The sequence below is a fragment of the Ruminococcus sp. 210702-SL.1.03 genome, assembly GCF_020559915.1.
Taxonomy (GTDB): domain Bacteria; phylum Bacillota; class Clostridia; order Oscillospirales; family Ruminococcaceae; genus YE71.
In genome coordinates, this window is the sequence record NZ_JAJCLZ010000011.1 from 19350 (window position 1) to 38191 (window position 18842).

General features: G+C 52.5%; 17 protein-coding genes. 9 read left to right on the forward strand and 8 right to left on the reverse strand.

Annotated elements, in window-relative coordinates:
- Positions 1-137 precede the first annotated feature (137 nt).
- The 6 genes from LI114_RS07380 to LI114_RS07405 are packed head-to-tail and all read left to right on the forward strand — an operon-like array spanning position 138 to position 6812.
- Complete coding sequence (locus tag LI114_RS07380) at positions 138-1091, forward strand: cobalamin biosynthesis protein (protein WP_227220123.1); 954 nt, start codon at positions 138-140, stop codon at positions 1089-1091.
- Entirely contained in the window at positions 1091-1597 is a 507-nt protein-coding gene (locus LI114_RS07385; RefSeq protein ID WP_227220124.1) for a cob(I)yrinic acid a,c-diamide adenosyltransferase, read from the forward strand. Before LI114_RS07380 ends, LI114_RS07385 begins: the two co-directional genes overlap by 1 nt.
- 57 nt (positions 1598-1654) lie before the next feature.
- Complete coding sequence (locus LI114_RS07390) at positions 1655-2335, forward strand: TIGR00266 family protein (protein ID WP_227220125.1); 681 nt, start codon at positions 1655-1657, stop codon at positions 2333-2335.
- Positions 2336-2350: 15 nt separating this feature from the next.
- Complete coding sequence (locus tag LI114_RS07395; RefSeq protein ID WP_227220126.1) at positions 2351-2929, forward strand: hypothetical protein; 579 nt, start codon at positions 2351-2353, stop codon at positions 2927-2929.
- Between the two features lie 28 nt (positions 2930-2957).
- Entirely contained in the window at positions 2958-3893 is a 936-nt protein-coding gene (locus tag LI114_RS07400) for a glycosyltransferase family 2 protein (protein WP_227220127.1), read from the forward strand.
- 3 nt (positions 3894-3896) lie between these two features.
- Complete coding sequence (locus LI114_RS07405) at positions 3897-6812, forward strand: YfhO family protein (protein WP_227220128.1); 2916 nt, start codon at positions 3897-3899, stop codon at positions 6810-6812.
- A gap of 102 nt (positions 6813-6914) precedes the next feature.
- Here the strand turns inward: LI114_RS07405 and guaB are convergent, their stop codons facing one another.
- The 4 genes from guaB to LI114_RS07425 form a co-directional block, all read right to left on the reverse strand.
- The gene (gene guaB / locus LI114_RS07410) at positions 6915-8390 is read right to left on the reverse strand and encodes an IMP dehydrogenase (protein WP_227220129.1); all 1476 of its coding nucleotides are present in this window, start codon (positions 8388-8390) and stop codon (positions 6915-6917) included.
- A 139-nt stretch (positions 8391-8529) separates the two neighbouring features.
- Entirely contained in the window at positions 8530-9078 is a 549-nt protein-coding gene (locus LI114_RS07415) for an NUDIX domain-containing protein (RefSeq protein ID WP_227220130.1), read from the reverse strand.
- A 40-nt stretch (positions 9079-9118) separates the two neighbouring features.
- Positions 9119-11647, reverse strand: a complete 2529-nt coding sequence (locus LI114_RS07420; RefSeq protein ID WP_227220131.1) for a YfhO family protein — start codon at positions 11645-11647, stop codon at positions 9119-9121.
- Positions 11648-11890: 243 nt separating this feature from the next.
- Positions 11891-12034: a hypothetical protein gene (locus tag LI114_RS07425; protein ID WP_227220132.1), complete on the reverse strand. Its 144-nt coding sequence runs from the start codon at positions 12032-12034 to the stop codon at positions 11891-11893.
- Between the two features lie 69 nt (positions 12035-12103).
- On the opposite strand from LI114_RS07425, the gene LI114_RS07430 reads away from it, so the two are divergent.
- From LI114_RS07430 to hydG, 3 genes are read left to right on the forward strand one after another with little or no spacing between them, the layout of a single operon-like run.
- Positions 12104-12346: a TM1266 family iron-only hydrogenase system putative regulator gene (locus LI114_RS07430; protein WP_022128032.1), complete on the forward strand. Its 243-nt coding sequence runs from the start codon at positions 12104-12106 to the stop codon at positions 12344-12346.
- Between the two features lie 5 nt (positions 12347-12351).
- Entirely contained in the window at positions 12352-13425 is a 1074-nt protein-coding gene (gene hydE, locus LI114_RS07435; RefSeq protein WP_227220133.1) for a [FeFe] hydrogenase H-cluster radical SAM maturase HydE, read from the forward strand.
- Positions 13426-13450: 25 nt separating this feature from the next.
- Positions 13451-14899: a [FeFe] hydrogenase H-cluster radical SAM maturase HydG gene (gene hydG / locus LI114_RS07440; protein WP_227220134.1), complete on the forward strand. Its 1449-nt coding sequence runs from the start codon at positions 13451-13453 to the stop codon at positions 14897-14899.
- 89 nt (positions 14900-14988) lie between these two features.
- Here hydG and LI114_RS07445 read toward each other — a convergent pair whose 3' ends face one another.
- The 4 genes from LI114_RS07445 to LI114_RS07460 all read right to left on the reverse strand — a co-directional run bounded on the left by LI114_RS07445 (position 14989) and on the right by LI114_RS07460 (position 18839).
- Positions 14989-15909, reverse strand: a complete 921-nt coding sequence (locus LI114_RS07445) for an alpha/beta hydrolase fold domain-containing protein (protein ID WP_022128029.1) — start codon at positions 15907-15909, stop codon at positions 14989-14991.
- A gap of 57 nt (positions 15910-15966) precedes the next feature.
- Positions 15967-16389, reverse strand: coding sequence for a hypothetical protein (locus LI114_RS07450; protein ID WP_227220135.1), 423 nt, complete (start codon positions 16387-16389; stop codon positions 15967-15969).
- 119 nt (positions 16390-16508) lie between these two features.
- Positions 16509-17795, reverse strand: a complete 1287-nt coding sequence (locus LI114_RS07455; protein WP_227220136.1) for a hypothetical protein — start codon at positions 17793-17795, stop codon at positions 16509-16511.
- Between the two features lie 123 nt (positions 17796-17918).
- Positions 17919-18839: a peptidylprolyl isomerase gene (locus LI114_RS07460; RefSeq protein ID WP_227220137.1), complete on the reverse strand. Its 921-nt coding sequence runs from the start codon at positions 18837-18839 to the stop codon at positions 17919-17921.
- Between the last annotated feature and the right edge of the window lie 3 nt (positions 18840-18842).

The following is an 18842-nucleotide window of genomic DNA, read 5'->3' on the forward strand; positions in this document are numbered from 1 at the left end:
GCTGCGTTGCCGCTATAAAGTGCAAAAACTTCCCCCGCCCCTATTGATTTTTGCGGCGATACATGATATAATATAGTATAATACGGCAAGTGCGCCCGATTTTTGGCGCGCCGCAATTAAAACTAAGGAGAATACTTATGATAATAAACACTCTCGCCGCTATGGCGGCAGGCTATGTGCTCAGCATGGTCTTTGGTACTCCAAAAAAATTTAGAGCGCAGGATATCGTTAGCAGGATAGCCGCGGCGCTCGCGCCAAAGATAAGCGCAAAATATCAGGATAACGAGGGCGGCAGGCGCACCGCGGGCATAGTTTTCCTGCTCTCGCTGATAGCTGTCACCGTGCTGCCCGTGCTGGTAGTGCTGATATTGCTCTACTGCTTTATCCCCGCCCTCGCGCTGGTGCTCGACGCGCTGATCTGTTGGTCGGTACTGGACATTAAGGGCGTTACCACCGCTTCTACAGGCGTTGCCCGCGCTATGAGGGGCAAAAATTACGCAAAGGCACAGCGCATAGCTTCTGATCTCAGCCGCACCGATTGCAGCGAGCTTGACGAAAAGGGTCTTGTTCGCGCCGCGGTACAGGGCGTTGCCGACCGCACGGTAGATTCCACTGCCGCGCCAATGCTATGTATGTTCCTGCTTTCCGCAGCGGGCGGCGTTTTCTTCACCGCTGCCGACTGCGCCGCCGAGATATCGGACGAGGGCGAAGACTTCACCGCACCCGCCGAAAAGCTGCGCCGCGCGCTCTGCTTTATTCCCGGCAAATTCGCCTACCTCATGATGCTGGTAGACGCCCTCTTCCTCAAGCTGAACACCCGCGCCGCCGAGCGCGTTATGAAAAGCGATATAAAATGCACACGCTCATGCTTCGCGGGCTGCCGCGCGGTAATGGCGGGCATAATGGGTATCTCGCTGCTGCCCGAAGAGGTCTACAGCGAACAGTTCCTGCGCACATACACTATCGGTGAACAGCTTAAAGACCCCGAGCCTGCCGACATCACCCTCGCAAACAGCCTGCTTCAGGGCACGGCTTTCATAATGATGATGATGGTATTTATCGTTAAGCTGACTATCGGCGTGTGGTTCTGATGAAAAAAAATATGATACATTTATACTGCGGCGACGGAAAGGGCAAGACCTCTGCCGCCGTAGGTCTGCTGATACGCGCGCGCGGCTGGGATATTCCCTGCGCCGCCGTGCAGTTTTTAAAAGGCTCGCCCAGCGGCGAAGTCAAGTCGCTCGAAAAGCTGGGCGTTGCCGTGTTCCGCTGCCGCGAGGGACTGAAATTTCTTTGGGATATGACTGAGCAGGAAAAGCAAGAGCTTAAAGCGCAGCAGACCGAAATGCTTGAAAAAGCGTTGGCTCTGCGCCCCGAAATGCTCATGCTCGACGAGCTTTGCGACGCTTATTCTTCTGACACGGCAGAACGTGCGCTAGTCGATGATCTGCTGAAAGCGCCGCCCTGCGAACTTGTAATCACGGGTCACAAGCCCGATGAGATCTTCTTTCAGCAGGCAGATTACATCACCGAAATGAAAAAGCTCGCCCACCCTTTCGATAAAGGTGCGGCGGCAAGGCGCGGCGTGGAATTTTAGCCGCAAAAACGCATACAATTATTAACAATACAGAACAACAGAAAAGAGGAATTATTTATGCAGTACCGAATTATCGGCAGCACCATGCCCGCGGTCGAAACTATACTGAACCGCGGCGAAAGTATGTACACACAGTCTGGCGGAATGGCCTGGATGAGTCAGGGCGTAGAGATGACTACCTCTACTAAGGGCGGCGTGCTAAAGGGTCTGGGCAGAAAGATGTTCGCGGGCGAGTCGATGTTCATGGCAACATACACCGCCGTTATGGACAACGCCACCGTAGCTTTCGCATCTACCGTGGCGGGCGAGATAGTGCCAATCGACCTTGCTCAGCATCAGGGGCTTATCTGCCAAAAGGGCGCGTTTCTCTGCGCTACCCCCGGCGTGCAGATGAACATGACTTTCACGAAGAAATTCTCGGCGGGTCTTTTCGGCGGCGAGGGCTTTATCCTCCAGCAGGCTGCCGGAAACGGTCTGCTTTTCCTCGAGATCGACGGCGACAGAGTTGAGAAAACGCTTGCCCCCGGCGAAGTGCTTTACGTCGATACCGGCAACCTCGTAGCTTTCGACCCCACCGTACAGTACGAGATACAGATGATAAAGGGCGTGAAGAACATCTTCTTCGGCGGCGAAGGACTTTTCAACACAAAGCTTACAGGTCCCGGCAAGGTTATCTTACAGACCCAGAACTTCAACGAATTTGCTTCGCGCATACTCGCCATGATGCCGCGCAGCTAAGAGGTATTTTAGGCAATGAATTTTTTTACAGTAGGCTTTGTCCTGCTCTCAATAAATCTTGATTTTGATATGCCGCTGAATTACGCACTGAAGCTCGCCGGCGTATCCTTCATGTACGGCGGCGTTAAAGAGATCGACTCGGTATCAGATGGCTTTAGCAGACTGCGCCCGCTGATAGCGGCGGTGTGCGCCCTCTCAACACTGGGGCTGGCAGGCTCGCTGCTGACCTATTTCGGTTTAGTAAACGGCATGGCGGGCAATATTATAAGCATAGTGCTCGGCGCGGGCACAGTTGCGGCGGTGCTTTATACGCAGTATGTCAAGATAATAAAGCTTATGCTGCCCCGCCACGAGCTTGTGAACGACCCCTCGCTGCTCGTGAACCTCGCAAAAACTTGGAAAAAACTCGCAATATTCACAGCTCTCGGCGCGGCGGGCGATGTGCTGAACCGTCTGCTGCCCGTGGGCAACGCGCAGGTGTACGCCAGCGTAGTGCTCGTAATCGCCAGGATAATTATGATAATCTACATATTCTGCGCGGCTTCGGCTTTCAATAAAGTCCGCATGGATTTCAACGCCGTGCACCCCGTATGACGTATGAAATGAAGGAAGGTAAGTAAAAGTGCTTTCGGTCATAATACCCGCTTATAATGAGCAGGACAACGTGCCGCGCGCCGCTTCGGCTATAAGCAAGCTGCTCTCGGCGCACTGTATAGACTACGAGATAATTTTTATAAACGACGGCTCTTCCGACCGCACATGGCAGCGGCTCTCGCAGCTGGCGGCTAGCGACGAGCGCATAAAGGCGATCGGCTTTAGCCGCAATTTTGGCAAAGAGTCGGCGATATTCGCAGGGCTTGAAAACGCGGCGGGCGACGCCTGCGTGATAATCGACTGCGACTTACAGCACCCGCCCGAAACTATTATCGAGATGTACAAGCTTTGGCAGACGGGCGACGTGGATATAGTAGAAGCCAAAAAGCGCACGCGCGGCAATGAAAGCACGGCGCACCGCGGAATGGCGAAGCTTTTTTACAAAATAATACAGCGCGTTTCGGGGCTGGAGATGGAGGATTCATCTGACTTCAAGCTGCTAGACCGCCGCGCCGTGGAAGCGCTGCTGAGAATGCCCGAGCGCCTTACCTTCTTCCGCGCGATGTCTAGCTGGGTGGGCTTTAAGACCGAGTGCGTTTATTTCGACGTGGCAGAGCGGCAGTCGGGCAGCAGCAAATTCGGCTTTACCTCACTGGTGAAGTACGCCGTGACCTCTATAACCTCGTTCACTTCCGCACCTATGCAGATGGTAACGGTGGCGGGCGTGGTCACCTTTATAATAGCTGTCATTTTCGGCATAAACACGCTGGTGCAGAAGATAATGGGCACTTCGGCAGAGGGCTTTTCCACCGTTATACTGCTGCAGCTCATCACCTCGGCGATAATAATGTTCAGCCTGGGCATAATAGGCTACTACCTCGCCAAAATATATGAGGAGATAAAGCAGCGCCCGCGATACATCATCAGCGAAAGGCTGAATATGGAAGAAAATACAAGGAGATAGCAAATGAACACACCCTCGGCGGCGGAGAACTCCGCCAACCTCCCCAACGAAAATACAAAAAGAAAAAGGCTGCCGCGCTTTAGTCGGCAGCAGGCAGAAGGCTTTGTGAGGTTTTTCTCAAAGCCCTTTTTTCTGTACCTGCTTTGCTTTATACTGCCCGCAGGCATAATGTACCTCGCCTACGCGCTTTTTAAGGTGCACCCTTTCGGCGACGGCTCGGTGCTGGTGCTCGACCTTAACGGTCAGTACGTTTACTACTACGAAGCTTTCCGCGACGCGATAATGGGCGACGGCAGCCTTGTTTACAACTGGTCGCGAAATCTTTCGGGCAATATGTTCGGCATATTCGCCTACTACCTCGCCAGCCCGTTCATGCTGATAACCTGCATATTCCCGCGCTCGGCTATGTGCGGCGCTATCGAAACTATGCAGATACTCAAAATTGGCACGGCGGGGGCGACATTCGCGCACTTCCTGCTGCGCACCGCCGATAAAAAGCCCCGCCGTACCTCGGTAGTGGCGTTCTCAAGTATGTACGCGCTGATGGCTTACATGGTGGTGCAGCTTATGGACCCCATGTGGCTCGACGGGCTTATCTACCTGCCGCTGATATGCTTAGGCGTAAAGCGGCTGCTGAAAGAGGGCAAGATGCTGCCCTACATTATCCCCCTCGCACTGATGTTCATAGCGCATTTCTACATCGGCTACATGATCGCCTTTTTCACGTTTTGCTACTTTGTAACCTGCTTTTTCGGGGAGGAGGGCAGGATAGCGCCGAAGCACTTTATGGTGCGCATCTTCCAGTTCATAGGCGCTTCCCTCACCGCCGCCATCACCGCCTGCTGCGTGCTGATACCGGTATACAACGCGCTGAAACTCGGCAAGCTGGAATTTTCCACACCCGATTGGTCGATGGCTACGCAGTTCGACTTTTTAACGTTCCTCACAAAGCTTTTCCCGTTCAGCTACGACACCGTTTACCCCGAAGGTCTGCCGATGATCTACTGCGGCGCGGCGGTACTGATACTTGTTCCGCTCTTCTTCATGAACCGCAGGATAGGCATAAAGACGAAAGTTTCAAACGGCCTGCTTATGGCTTCGGTAGTGGTATTCATGTACCTGCGCCCCGTTGACATAGTTTGGCACGGTTTTCAGGTGCCGAACTGGCTGCCTTTCAGATATTCCTTCGCTTTTTCATTCCTGCTGCTGACTATGGCTTTCAAGGCTTTTGAGAACCTCGACGGCATTACGCCGAAAGAGATAGGCGGCGTGTTCTTCGGGCTGGCGGTGTTCCTCTTCTGGTGCGAGCGCGAAAATTACGAGCATTTCCAGATATTCCGCACGGTAAAAAGCGACAACGGCGAGGACACCAGCGCGATAATCGGCGGAATATGGTTCTCGCTGATAGCGCTGCTGATATACTTCCTGCTGATATACCTAAACCGCAAGTACAAGACCTCGCGCATACTCGCGCTGATAACCTGCGCGGCGGTGGGTCTGGAGCTGCTGGCGAACACGATGGACACTCTGCAAAAGATAGACGACGACGTAGTTTACAGCGATTACACTTCCTACGAGCCGTATATGTCGGACACCATCGACGCGGTGAAGCATATCAAAAGCTTTGACGACGATAAATTTTACCGAATGGAAGCGACCTTCCACCGCACGGTGAACGACCCCATCGGCACGGGTTACAGCGGAATATCCCACTCCAGCTCGGTAATGAACGCCCCCGCGCTGACTATGCTGAAACAGTTGGGCTACGCATACGGCGGCCACTACACCAAATATGAGGGCAGTACCTACATCACCGACAGCGTTTTCGACATACGCTACCTTATGGATAAGGAAGCATACAACGGCGAAAAGCGCTACATGGACGACCGCACGAAAGTTCCCGAGGACTACAAGCTGGCTACCCATATTGACGAAACGGACGCGAAGTACAAATTCTACCGCAACCCCTACGCTATGGGTCTGGGCACAGTTTGCAGTGAAAATATCAACTCGATAGAGCTTACCGACGTGAACCCCTTTGAAAATCAGAACGTGCTTTACAGCGCGCTTTGCGACAAGGCGGAGATAACGAACTATTTCAGCCGCATAATGCCGAAAAGCGAGGAAAAGCAAAACCTGCGCGAAAGCAATTTGAACGACGATATGGGTCACAGAGGCTACTACACCATCGACAAATCAAAGGGCGAAGCGCATATAGACTACATCATCGAGATGGACCGCGACAGCGACCTTTATATGTACCTGCCCACCAAATACGAGCGTAACTGCAACGTTTGGGTGCTTGACGAGGAGAAATACATCAACGGCGACGGCGTTATGGACTACGCGGGACAATTCTTCGTCGGCGATAATTACTCGATACTGAACCTCGGCAGCTTCCTGCAAAACGAAGAGGTGCGCATACGCATCACTATCGACAATGACGATGATGAAGCCTACTGGTGCGACGAGCTGTTTTACAGCTTCGACCACGATACTTTCGCCGCGGACGCGGAAGCGCTGGCGGGTAAGGCTATGAATGTCACCGAGTTCGACAACACCTCCCTCACTGCCGAGTGCACCGCCGAAAGCGAAGGGCAGTACCTCTTCACCACCATTCCCGACGAGCCGGGCTGGGTGGTAAAGGTCAATGGCAAGCAGGTGCGTTACAGCACCTCTATGGGCACGCTCATCACCGTACCGCTCGAGCGCGGCGAAAACACTGTAACTATGGAGTTCAAACCCAGCTACTACACGGGCGCGAAGATGATCTCGCTCGCGGGGCTGCTGATAATCGCAGTGATATTCCTCTTTGAGTACAAAAACGGCAAGATACTTCTAAAACTGGTAACGAGAGCTTCTCACAGCGGCGAGCCGCCGAAGCCTGCGCCGACCTCACAGACAAGATCTGACGAATAAGCATAAACCAAAAGGGACGTTTGCAGAAAATGCTAACGTCCCTTTTTTTGCATACAAAAAAGCGGCACTGCTGCCAATGCCGCTTGAAATATCTGTATCAGCTTAGAACTGCGCCGAGTAGTTCGGTGCTTCCTTAGTGATGTAAATATCGTGGGGGTGAGATTCTTTCAGACCTGCGCCGGTGATGCGTACAAATCTGGACTTAGCGTGCAGATCCTCGATAGTGGGAGCGCCGCAGTAACCCATGCCCGATCTGATACCGCCGCAAAGCTGGAAAATAGTATCGGAAACAAAGCCCTTGTAAGCAACTCTTCCCTCTACGCCCTCAGGAACGAGCTTCTTGCTGCCTGTCTGGAAATATCTGTCCTTAGAGCCCTTCTGCATAGCAGCGATAGAGCCCATGCCTCTGTAAGTCTTGAACTGTCTGCCCTGATAGATCTCGAGGTCGCCGGGTGCCTCTTCGCAGCCTGCGAGCAGCGAGCCGAGCATTACAACGTTAGCGCCGGCAGCCAGTGCCTTTACGATGTCGCCCGAATATTTGATGCCGCCGTCAGCGATAACGGGTACGCCGTACTTCTGAGCCACGCAAGCTACGTCGTAAACTGCGGTTATCTGCGGTACGCCGATACCTGCAACTATTCTCGTGGTGCAGATAGAGCCGGGGCCGATACCTACCTTGATGCAGTCAGCGCCCGCCTGAATGAGAGCCTCAGCAGCCTCAGCGGTAGCGATGTTTCCCGCGATTATCGGGGTATTGGGGAAAGCAGCCTTTACTTTCTTAATGCACTTGATTATGTTGGCGGAGTGACCGTGAGCCGAGTCGAGCACCAGCACATCGACCTGCGCGTCGATAAGCGCCTTTGCGCGGTCGAGCACGTCGTCGGTAACGCCGATAGCCGCGCCGCAGAGCAGTCTGCCCTTAGCGTCCCTAGCGGAATTGGGGTACTGTACAGCCTTTTCAATATCCTTTATGGTGATAAGACCCTTGAGCATACCCTTGTCGTCAACTATGGGCAACTTCTCGATCTTGTGCTTCATGAGTATCTTCTGCGCGTCCTCGATGGTAGTGCCTACCTCAGCGGTAACGAGGTCTTCTTTAGTCATTACGTCCTCGATACGGGTGCTGAAATCGGTGATAAAGCGCAGGTCGCGGTTAGTAAGTATACCTACCAGCTTGCCGGTCGCGTCTACTATCGGCACGCCGGAGATCTTGTACTTGCCCATAAGCTGGTCGGCTTCTTCTACGGTCTTATCTGGAGTAAGAGAGAAAGGATTTGCAATTACTCCGTTTTCGCTGCGTTTTACCTTGTCTACCTCTTCTGCCTGCTGCTCTATAGTCATGTTTTTGTGAATGATTCCTATACCGCCCTCGCGCGCTACCGCGATCGCCATTTTCGACTCGGTAACGGTATCCATAGCCGAGGTCATTATAGGTGCGTTGAGCGTAATATTCGCCGTAAGCTTAGTTCTGAGGTCGATCATGTTAGGGGTAACGTCAGACTCTGCGGGGATAAGCAGAACGTCGTCGAAGGTAAGACCCTGCTTTCCGAATTTTTCATCATAATTAGTATTCAGCATACAAAAAATCCTTCCTCTCTTTGAATTGCCGCTGCCGATGCGCTCGGCAGTCTGAAAAAAATACATACTATATTCTTAAAAATATACACCTTTTTCGACAATATGTCAATGTATATTTTTTAAATTTTTTGTAACCCGCTCACTCGCCCTTATTTTGCAGCATGAGCAGCTTGGTCTTCAGCACGGCCGCCTGCGTTTTCGCGTCGGGCAGCCCGCCGTTCATAGCCATATCGAAAACTTTTTCGAAAGGCAGCTTTATCACGTCGAGAAACTCGCCCTCGTCAAGGTGCTGTTCGCCGAAATGCAGCCCGCGCGCGAGGTACATATGTATTATCTCGGTGTCGTAAGCCACGGTGGGGTATATGCAGCCGAGGTATTCAAAGCTATCGGCGGTCGCGCCCGTTTCCTCTTTCAGCTCCCTAATGCCGCACTCGCGGTGGTTTTCGCCAAACTCCAGCTTGCCCGCAGGCAGCTCGTAAAGCGCCGTTTGAAACGGGTAGCGGAACTGCTTTACCATATAAACGTTGCCCTCTTCGTCGAACGGCAGAACGCATACACCGCCGGGGTGGCGGATAAGTTCGCGCTTGGTCTTGTGCCCGTTATCCAGCTCCACGTCGTCCACATAGAGCTTTACCACCTTGCCGTCGTATATCTCGCGGCGCGATGTCATTTTTTCTTCGCTGTACATCTTAAAAAGCACTCCCCTTTCAGGTATTTGTATCGCTGCATTACTGCTCGCCGCCGTTTTCAGCGCCGTCAGTATCCTGCTTATCTTCGGTATTTTCAGCCGTGATGTCCTCCAGAGCCTTTTCAGATGGCACTTCGCCCGGCTCTGACGCAGTATTTTCGCCCTCGGGCAGCTCAGCCGCATTTGCGGGCTTTCTCTTTCTATCGTAAACAAAGCTTACCGCCATGTACACGATGAAAACGCCTACGCCCGCTGCCGAGATCTTCTTGCCTGCGGAAAGACCCGCAGTTTTATACTCGAAGTGTATATCGCTCTCGCCCGCGGGGCATCTTATAGCCATAAAGCCGTAGTTCGCTTTGTCGATCTGTACCTCTTCGCCGTTCACGGTAGCCGTCCAGCCCTCTTCGTAAGGCACTGAGAAGAAGAGCAGCTTGTCATCCTCAAGGTTTATCTTAGCGTCGAAGCCGTTGGTAGATTCCTTGAAGTAGTAGCAGGAGGCAGCACGCTTTTCGGCGCAAACTTCCTCAAAGTGGTCCTGCGCCACGTCGGCGGAGTTGTACTCGTACTTCTTGAGAATATCCATGTATCTGCCCTTAGCCGCGTCGTCGAGCACTACTGCTTCCAGCAGCACGTTCGGGCGGCGGGTATCCTGCACGTTATTCACCGTATCGGTATCGGTGTAATAATCGTAGGTGAAGCCCATGGGTATCCAGTACTGGTTTTCGTAGATGTTGAAGTCGTTCTGAGTGCCGATGTAATCAAAACCGTTCAGACCGTTCACCGTTTCCGAGGCGGGCTTATTATCGGCACGGTCGAAATAATATCTTACCGAGAACATACTTCTCAGCGCGTAAAGGCTGGTAGGCATTCTGGAAGCAACGTCGCGCGTCTGACCGATAGTGGTGTAGAAATCCATTATCGAAGAGGGCACTACGCTGTGGAATGTACGCATAGAGGAAAGTCCCCAGAACATACACCAGTTATCAACATTTTCCGAAGTATCTATACGGTAGAAAGTATTGTCGTCGTAAAGATGGTTGACTTCAGAAGCTTTGTCAAGCTTATCCATATCGAGGTTATCTTTGCCGTTTATAGCGTACTTGATATACTCGTCATGTCCGCCGTCCTGCACAGCGCCGTAGTTTACGCCCGCGAACATCGTGATGATGCAGGCAGCCGCCGTGACGCCGGAAACTATGCGGCTGAAATTCTTGGTTCTGGGCAGGTAGTAGATGATTATGCCCAGTACCGCGGTGAGTATAGCCGTTACCGCAAACTGCATATAATACATATCTACATACTGCGGCAGCTTGCCGAATACCGCCTTGCCGTCCTCCATAGTAGGCAGCATACCTATACCGAGGAAGATAATTACCATTACAACTACGAGCTTGAAGCCCTTCTTTAGGGTATCAGCGCCCTCTTCCAGCATTTTAGCGGTCATAAGGCACATTATCAGTATCGGCGCAAAGAACCATCTTGCGTAGTAGCTGCTGTTGAGCGCTACGAATACCGAGTTTAGCCAAGGCACGCACATCATTATGCCGCTGACGGCGATGAGTTTAGTAGCCCAGTGTTTTTTCTTATTGCGCATGAATGCGATAACGCCGCACATAGAGAACAGCGGCAGGTAGCCTGCTATGGAGGCCCAGCGCGCGTTGTCAGAGCGCAGTATGTTCACTCTCGCGGGCATATCACTCATCATGAAGAAGCCTTGGATTATGCGGGGTATTCTCACGCTCTCGTTGTAGAAGATCATATCTATGCCGTACAGGCGCGAATCTACGCGGGGGTTATTGAGCGTGTCGATGCAGGCAGGAAGGAAGATGAAGCAGGCGAGAGCCACGCCGAGCACTGCCTCAAAGCAAAGTCTGCCGAAGATCTTGAAATCCATCTTGAAATCTTTTTCAGTGCAGCGGATGAAGAAGTAGATAACTACGAACACTACCTCGCACACGAAGAAGAAGTAGTTTACAGTAGCGCAGAGGGCTACCGCCAGCGCGAAAACGCCGCGCCGCTTGTCCTGCGTGAGCATCTCAAATGTCAGCAGCAGCAGCGGGAAAAACGCCGTAACGTCGTGGAAATGGTTAAAGAACACATTGTAGAGCTGGAAGCCCGAGAACGCGTACAGCATAGCGCCGATAAAGCAGGCGTCGCGGTTCTTCACGAAACGGCGTATGTAAGCGTAAGAGGTGATAGCCGCCACCGAAGTCTTTAGCGCCAACATCCACGGCATAAGGTATTTCACCGCGCTGAGCGGGAAAAGCGTAGTCAGCCAGAAAAACGGGCTGCCCAGCAGGTAAAATGAATATGAGCCGATGAAGTTCGCGCCGAGGTCGGTGCCCCAATCCCAACCGAGGTTGCCGTTTCGCACCATCTCGTTGGCGTGCTGGTAAAACATCATCTGCTGCGAATTGAAATCGCCGTAATAGAGGAAAATACCGCCGTTTCGTATCATAGTCGGCAAAAATGCTATCATCATGCCGAAAAACGAAACTACGAAAAGCAGCAGGTATCTCTCTCGCTGTTTTTTCTCACCGCTTTGTGTGAGAAGTCCCTTTTCTTTCATAATACAGTAAACCTTACCTTTCAGCCCATAAGGGCATTTGTACAGACACACTCGCACGGAGTGTTTGCGCGGTGCTGCCTATTACATAAACACATCATAATTATATCACATTTGCTCACAAAATGCAATACCGCGCGGCAAAGTTTTGCCATAAATAAGTTTTCCAAAGCTAACAAAAAGCATTGACAATCGCGTGACAAAGTTGTATAATAAATATGTACCCTGCCGCGTTTCCCGAAAGAACTATCTAACGGGCAGACCTTTGGCAGAGCGCATAAATATAAGCCCTGACGTGATAAAGCCTGCGCCGCTTTCGCGAAAGCGCTGATATGATACCGAAAAGACCACATCTGCATATGCGGGCGAGGTCTGAATACCCGTATACATACGCGCTTTCTGCCGATCTGGCGGAGGGCGCTTTTTTGCGGCGTTTTCGCGGCGGGATAAGGAGGTAATATGAACAGGATAGCGCTGATAGGAATAATGGTGGAAAACACCGACTCTATACCGCGGCTAAACGACCTGCTTCACGGCTGCGCCGAGTACATAAAGGGCAGAATGGGCGTGCCGCACGCGGGCGGGCGCATACAGGTAATAAGCGTAGTGCTGGAAGCCCCTGCCGATAAGATAAACGCCCTCTCGGGCGCGCTGGGCAGGCTGGAAGGCGTTACCGCAAAGACCATCTACGCAAAGGAGTGAGCCGCATGGATAACACCACTAACACCGAGCTTATAGAAAAGCTTTACGCCGGCGGCGGGCTTTGCGCCGAGGAATACGAACAGCTTATAGCCGCGCACACCCCGCAGGAGGCTCAGCTTCTATACTCATACGCCGACGCTCTGCGCGATAAATATTACGGCAAAGACGTTTACCTGCGCGGGCTTATAGAATTTTCATCATACTGCAAAAACGACTGCATTTACTGCGGTCTGCGCCGCTCGAACACAAAAGCCCAGCGCTACCGTCTTTCGCAGGAGGATATACTGGAGTGCTGCCGCGGCGGTTACGAGCTGGGTTACCGCACATTCGTACTGCAAAGCGGCGAGGATATGCACTTCACCGATGATATGATCTGCCGCATAGTTTCCGCGATAAAAACGGAATTTCCCGACTGCGCGGTCACGCTTTCGATCGGCGAAAAGAGCCGCGAAAGCTATCAGGCGTACTTCGGCGCGGGGGCGGAGCGGTATCTTCTGCGCCACGAAACTGCCGACCCTCTCCACTACGCCAAGCTCCACCCGCCAGAGCTTTCTGCCGAGAACCGCCGCCGATGTCTATACGACCTGAAAGATATAGGCTATCAGGTCGGCACTGGCTTTATGGTAGGCTCGCCGTACCAGACGGCTGAGAACCTAGCGGCAGATATGATGTTTTTAAAAGAGCTTCGCCCGCACATGGTCGGCATAGGTCCGTTTATACCGCACGCCGACACGCCATTTGCGAAATTTCCCGCGGGCACGGCTGAGCAGACGATTTTCATGATAGCGCTGATACGGCTTACACTGCCCTACGCGCTTATCCCCGCTACCACCGCCCTTGCGACCATCGACCCCATCGGCAGGGAAAAGGGCATAAAAGCGGGCGCGAACGTCTGTATGCCGAACCTCTCGCCTATGGGGGTGCGCAAGAAATATCTGCTGTACGACAACAAAGCCTGCACGGGCGATGAATCGGCGCAGTGCCGCGCCTGCATGGAAAGACGGCTGGAAAGCATCGGTTTCCGCTCGGTAGTTTCCCGCGGGGACTGCAAGGTCAAAAATACTGATACAAATTTATGATATTAAAATATAAGGAGTTTTTAAAATGTACGATCCTAAATCGCTGAAAGCGGAAGAGTTCATCGACCACGCCGAGATACTCGAAACGCTAGATTACGCTGAGAAAAACAAGAACAACAAAGAGCTTATAGAGCAGATACTCGAAAAAGCCCGCCCGAGAAAGACCGCGCGCGGCACGGAATGTGCGGGCCTTAGCCACCGCGAAGCCTCAGTACTTCTCGCCTGCGAAGACCCCGAGCTTATCTGTAAGATGTACACCCTCGCCGAGGAGATAAAGAAAGCTTTTTACGGCAACAGAATAGTAATGTTCGCACCGCTCTACCTCTCAAACTACTGCGTAAACAAGTGCGTTTACTGCCCGTACCACAATCAGAACCACCACATTCCCCGCAAAAAGCTGACGCTGGAAGAGGTAGCTAAGGAAGTTATCGCGCTGCAAGACATGGGTCACAAGCGCCTTGCCATCGAAGCGGGCGAAGACCCCGTAAATAACCCGATAGAGTACATTCTCGAGTGCATAAACACGATATACTCCATAAAACACAAAAACGGCGCTATCCGCCGCGTGAACGTAAACATCGCGGCTACCACCGTAGAGAATTACCGCAAGCTGAAAGAAGCGGGCATAGGCACATACATACTCTTTCAGGAAACTTACCACAAAGAAAGCTACGAAACGCTCCACCCCGCAGGCCCTAAGCACAATTACGCTTACCACACCGAAGCTATGGACAGAGCTATGGACGGCGGCATAGATGACGTAGGCTTGGGCGTGCTTTTCGGTCTGGAGCTTTACAAGTACGAGTTTGCAGGTCTGCTAATGCACGCCGAGCACCTCGAAGCCGTACACGGCGTAGGCCCGCACACTATAAGCGTGCCGAGAATAAAGCGCGCCGACGATATAGACCCCACCGTTTTTGACAACGGCATCGACGACGACACTTTCGCTAAGATAATCGCCTGCATACGCATAGCAGTTCCCTACACCGGCATGATAGTTTCCACGCGCGAGAGCGAGGCTTGCCGCAATAAGGTGCTCAGCCTGGGCATTTCGCAGATCTCGGGCGGTTCGCGCACATCGGTAGGCGGATACGCGGGCTACACCCCCGAAGAGCGTCCGCACGATACCGAGCAGTTCGACGTTTCCGACCAGCGCTCGCTCGACGAAGTAGTGCGCTGGCTGATGGAGCTGGGCTACATACCCTCGTTCTGCACCGCCTGCTACCGTGAGGGCAGAACGGGCGACCGCTTCATGAGCCTTTGCAAGACGGGGCAGATACAGAATTGCTGCCACCCCAACGCCCTCATGACGCTGAAAGAGTTCCTAGAGGACTACGCTTCGCCCGAAACGAAAGCGCTCGGCGAAAAGCTAATAACCGAAGAGCTGAAGACCATACCGAACGAAAAAGCGCGCCGCTTAGCTACCGAATACATCGAGAATATCCACGAGGGCAAGCGCGATTTCAGATTTTGATCTATGACATTCTGACAATGAAATAAATTCCTCTCAAAAGAAGATCGGCGGAAGTTTCGCAAAATGAAGCTCCCGCCGATCTTTTATTTTTATTCTGTTATGATGAGCGCTATCTTCTCGACCGCCGCCCGCGCTTCTTTTATCGGGAAACTCACCCAAACGTGGTCTAGCCCCTCACCTACCTCCAGCCGCAGCGGAACTCCCTGCTCGGCGGCGGAGTCTGCCAGCCGCAGCGCTTCGGGGTAGAAGATCTCGTGCGTGCCGACGAATACGGTAAGCTCGCCCGCCTGCGCAAGGCTGCCGTATATCGGGCTGACGCGCGGGTCGCGGGGGTCTAGGCTGCCCGCCCAAAGCCTGCCCATGCGCCGCAGCCCGTAAATGCCCAGTATCGGGTCGGCGTCCTCGTAGGCGCGCATATCGGCATTTTCCATCGAAATATCGAGCCACGGGGATAGCAGTATCGTCTTATCGGGCAAGCGCGCGCCCTCACCCAGCTGCTGTATAAGCCCCAGCGCCAGCCCGCCGCCCGCGGAGTCGCCCATTACTACCAGCTTTTTAAAGCCGCCCTCAGCCGTATCGGTAACCACCTGCGCATAAAGATCGTTCAGCAGCGAGTACGCCGCAAGGCAGGTGTGTATAGGCGCGCGGGGGTAGATCGGCACGAATATCAGCGCGCCGGTAAGCTCCGCTATGCGCCGCAGCATATCCCAGTGAAAGAGATTTGGCGGAGCGAAATACGAGCCGCCGTGCAGATAAAGCAGGCGGGTCTTTGCAGGCTCGCCCGTTACGTTCTCTTCGCCGATGGTGAAATACTGCATACCGCGAAAGCTGTGCTCGGCAATATCGGCGCGGTTTTTCAGCGCGGCGGGCAGCTTATACGGCTGCTGATTGCGCTTCGCCATAGCCGAGATATAAGCGGTGCAGGCTTCTGCTTCTGTAAATTTTCTTTTGCCGTCGCGCGCCCGCAGTATCGGCTCGGCCGCGCCCGCAAGAAATGACTTTTCAGCCAAACTATTCCTCCAATATCATATCATCATATCTGTTCTTTACTTCATAATTTCAAATCGTTACTTCTTAGCACCCTTGATTATGCGCACGCTGAATTTGCAGCCGCAGGCGGGGCACTTTGTGCCGTGCTTGCCTTTTACGCGGGGCAGCCGCAGCGTTTTTCCGCAGTTAGGGCAGCGCTTGAAGAAATACGTTCTGCTCTGCTCGCGGCGCGTTTTCATCTTGTTCACCTTAGCCGCCGCGCTGTAATACGCCTGCTCAGCCTTAGCGTTCTCGCGCCGGCGCTTTGCCGTGTTGCGCGAAAAATACCTGAAAGCCGCCGCCGCAAAGACACCTATGCCCACAAAGTAGAGTATCATAGAGTGCAGGAACACATTTAGAAACATCAACGCCACATACGCTATGGTAAGGATATAAAAGAGCCTATCAGCGCCGTTTCTACCCGCCATGAACCGCTGCATCCTGTATCTGAAATTATTCATAAGATCTGCCTTTTTCGACCTTTCTTTTCACTCAGTTTTCACACGTTTTTATATACAACAAGAGGGCGGTAAGCGCCCTCTTTGTCAGTATCGTTTTTTGTTAGCCGATAAACCTTCGATCAGCCTTTTTTCTTGTTGTAATACTCTGTCTGTCTGTCGTAGATCTCCTTTACGGTGTATCTCTTTACAGCCTTGTTATTTACAGTTATCTTCATTTCCTTTACCCAGCCCTCGACCTTGCTGTCGAATTCATCGCCCTTCATCGACTGGAGAAGCGTTTCCTTGTTATCGTCAACGTAGTCGGTGCGCTCGGCTATATCTGCCGACATGAAGATGTAGTAATTCGTATCGTTGTCCCACGAGGCAGCCGCGCCGTATTCGCCCTCTTTTATCTGCTTGAGCAGCTCGGCGTTGTTTTCGTTGTACTTGTCGCTGTCCTTGTTTGTTCCGTCGGTGTAGTTTACCACTGTTTCGTTGGGGTACTTGTCCTCTTCTTCGCTGTCGCCGTCGGCAGAGCTGTCGTCGGAGGAAGATGTATCGGTATCGGCGCTAAGCTCGGTATCCGCTTCGCTCGAGTCATCGGAAGAAGTATCGTCCGCAGCAGAGCTTTCGTCCGCCGCCGAAGATGAATCTAGGTCGGTAACCGCGCTCTCGTCAGCTGAGCTGTCGGTGCTGTCCTCGGCGTCCTTAGCTTTCTTATAAGCGTCGTACTCGTCGATTATCTTGTCAAAGCCCTCGAAATCGAGTTCTTTAGCCTCTTCAAGATAGCCTTCTACAAGCTCTTTTATCTCAGCGTTTTCCGATTTTTTGGTATCGTCATCGGTGCTGGTGCTCTTAGGTATAGTTACCAGCTTGTATCTGATGTAGTTATCGTTGGTATATGTCTGGAGGTCGTCGGCAGAAACTTCTTCCTTGCCTCCCTCAGCGTAATAGTAATCAAAGATAGCCGAGCGCTTGAAGGAAAATTCGTAGGTCTGCTTTATCGACTCGCGGCTGATGCCCTCAGACTCGTAAAAATCGCCGTTGGAATCCCACGAGGAGGATACGTTGTCGCTGATAGTGTTTTTATCGTCTTTTGAAAGCTTCAGACCCAGCTCGTCGAACTTAGCGTTTACGGTGGCAAATTCCTTGGTATTTTCCAGCGCGCTGTCCTTGACATACGTTGTAAAATCCTTGCCGTCTATCTGCTTGTCGAAACATTCGCTGAGGTCTTTTACCTTGCCGCCGTAGTACATAGTGTACATCTGGCTGGTCATTTCGCTTAACGCATAGCTTATATATACGCCGGCGTTTACCTTTTTGCCGTCTGCCGTAAGCGCGTAATCAGTGCTCGAACAGCCCGCCATAGTGCCCGCCGTTACCGCCGCAGCCACTGCTGCTGCCGCAGCTCTTTTCATCTTCTTCATTTCACTTTACGATCCTTTCATCGTTTGATAAGTTATCGCTATATATCACAATAGATATTATACTATTTTTTCGCTTTTAAGTCAAGGCATTTTGCCAAAACTTCATGATTTTTCAGCGTTTCATCACTTTTCAGCCGAGTCATCTAAGGCGCTGTCTGCCGTCTGAGCGGTATCGGCGTTTTCGTTCAGCGAAAAAAATCCGTCGTTCTTGTTTTCGCCGTAGGTCGAGATGTACACTTTTTCAAAAGTTATGTCCTGCTTCGGGCGCAGGTCGGCGTCTTTATCGCTGCCGCTGCTGTCAGAAGGGGTTATCACCTGCGCGCGCAGTACGTCCTCGTAAGCTTCAAGGCCGTCGTACACCTGTGCGAATATCGTGTACTGCTGCGAGAAATTTGGCACGCCGCCCTTTGTCTTAAAAGCGTTGTTGAGCTTGGTGTTGTCGCTTGCGGAGTCCAGCTGCTCGCAGGTATCTTTGTCAAACTCTATGCTGCCGATGAAAAGCACGCGGCTTCCCGCCTGTATCTGCGTATTGAAAGCCGATTTTTGGTTGCCGTAAGCCGCCAGCGCGCCGTAAAACGGCCAAAGGTCTTTCGACTTTTCGGGCGATTTTTCCGTCTTATCGGTATCGCTGTCGTCAGTGCCGTCTGAGGTCTTTGAGCCGCCCATGAAGTAAACGCCGTCCTGCACGGCGAAAACGTGCGTGCCGTCGTAGTAGCCCGACTCAGCCAGACCCTCGAAATACTTGCAGTATTCGGGCGCTTGGTCTTCGTAAAGCACCGCCTTGAATGTGCCGAGGTTGGTTTCAAAAACGGCTACCTTTGTGTCGTCCGCGGGCAGCTCGTACTGTATAAGCTCGGCGCTGTTGTAATCTATCTTGTTTTTGCCGTCGATGGCTTTCGAGATGAAATATATCGCGGCGAACACCACCACGAAGATGAGCGCTATCAGCGAGAACTGAAAGTAGGTCATCATCTTGCGGCGCGCCATAGGCACTCCGCGCGAGGTGTTGCTGTCCTTATCTACATATGGCTGGTCTTTTTTCACTTC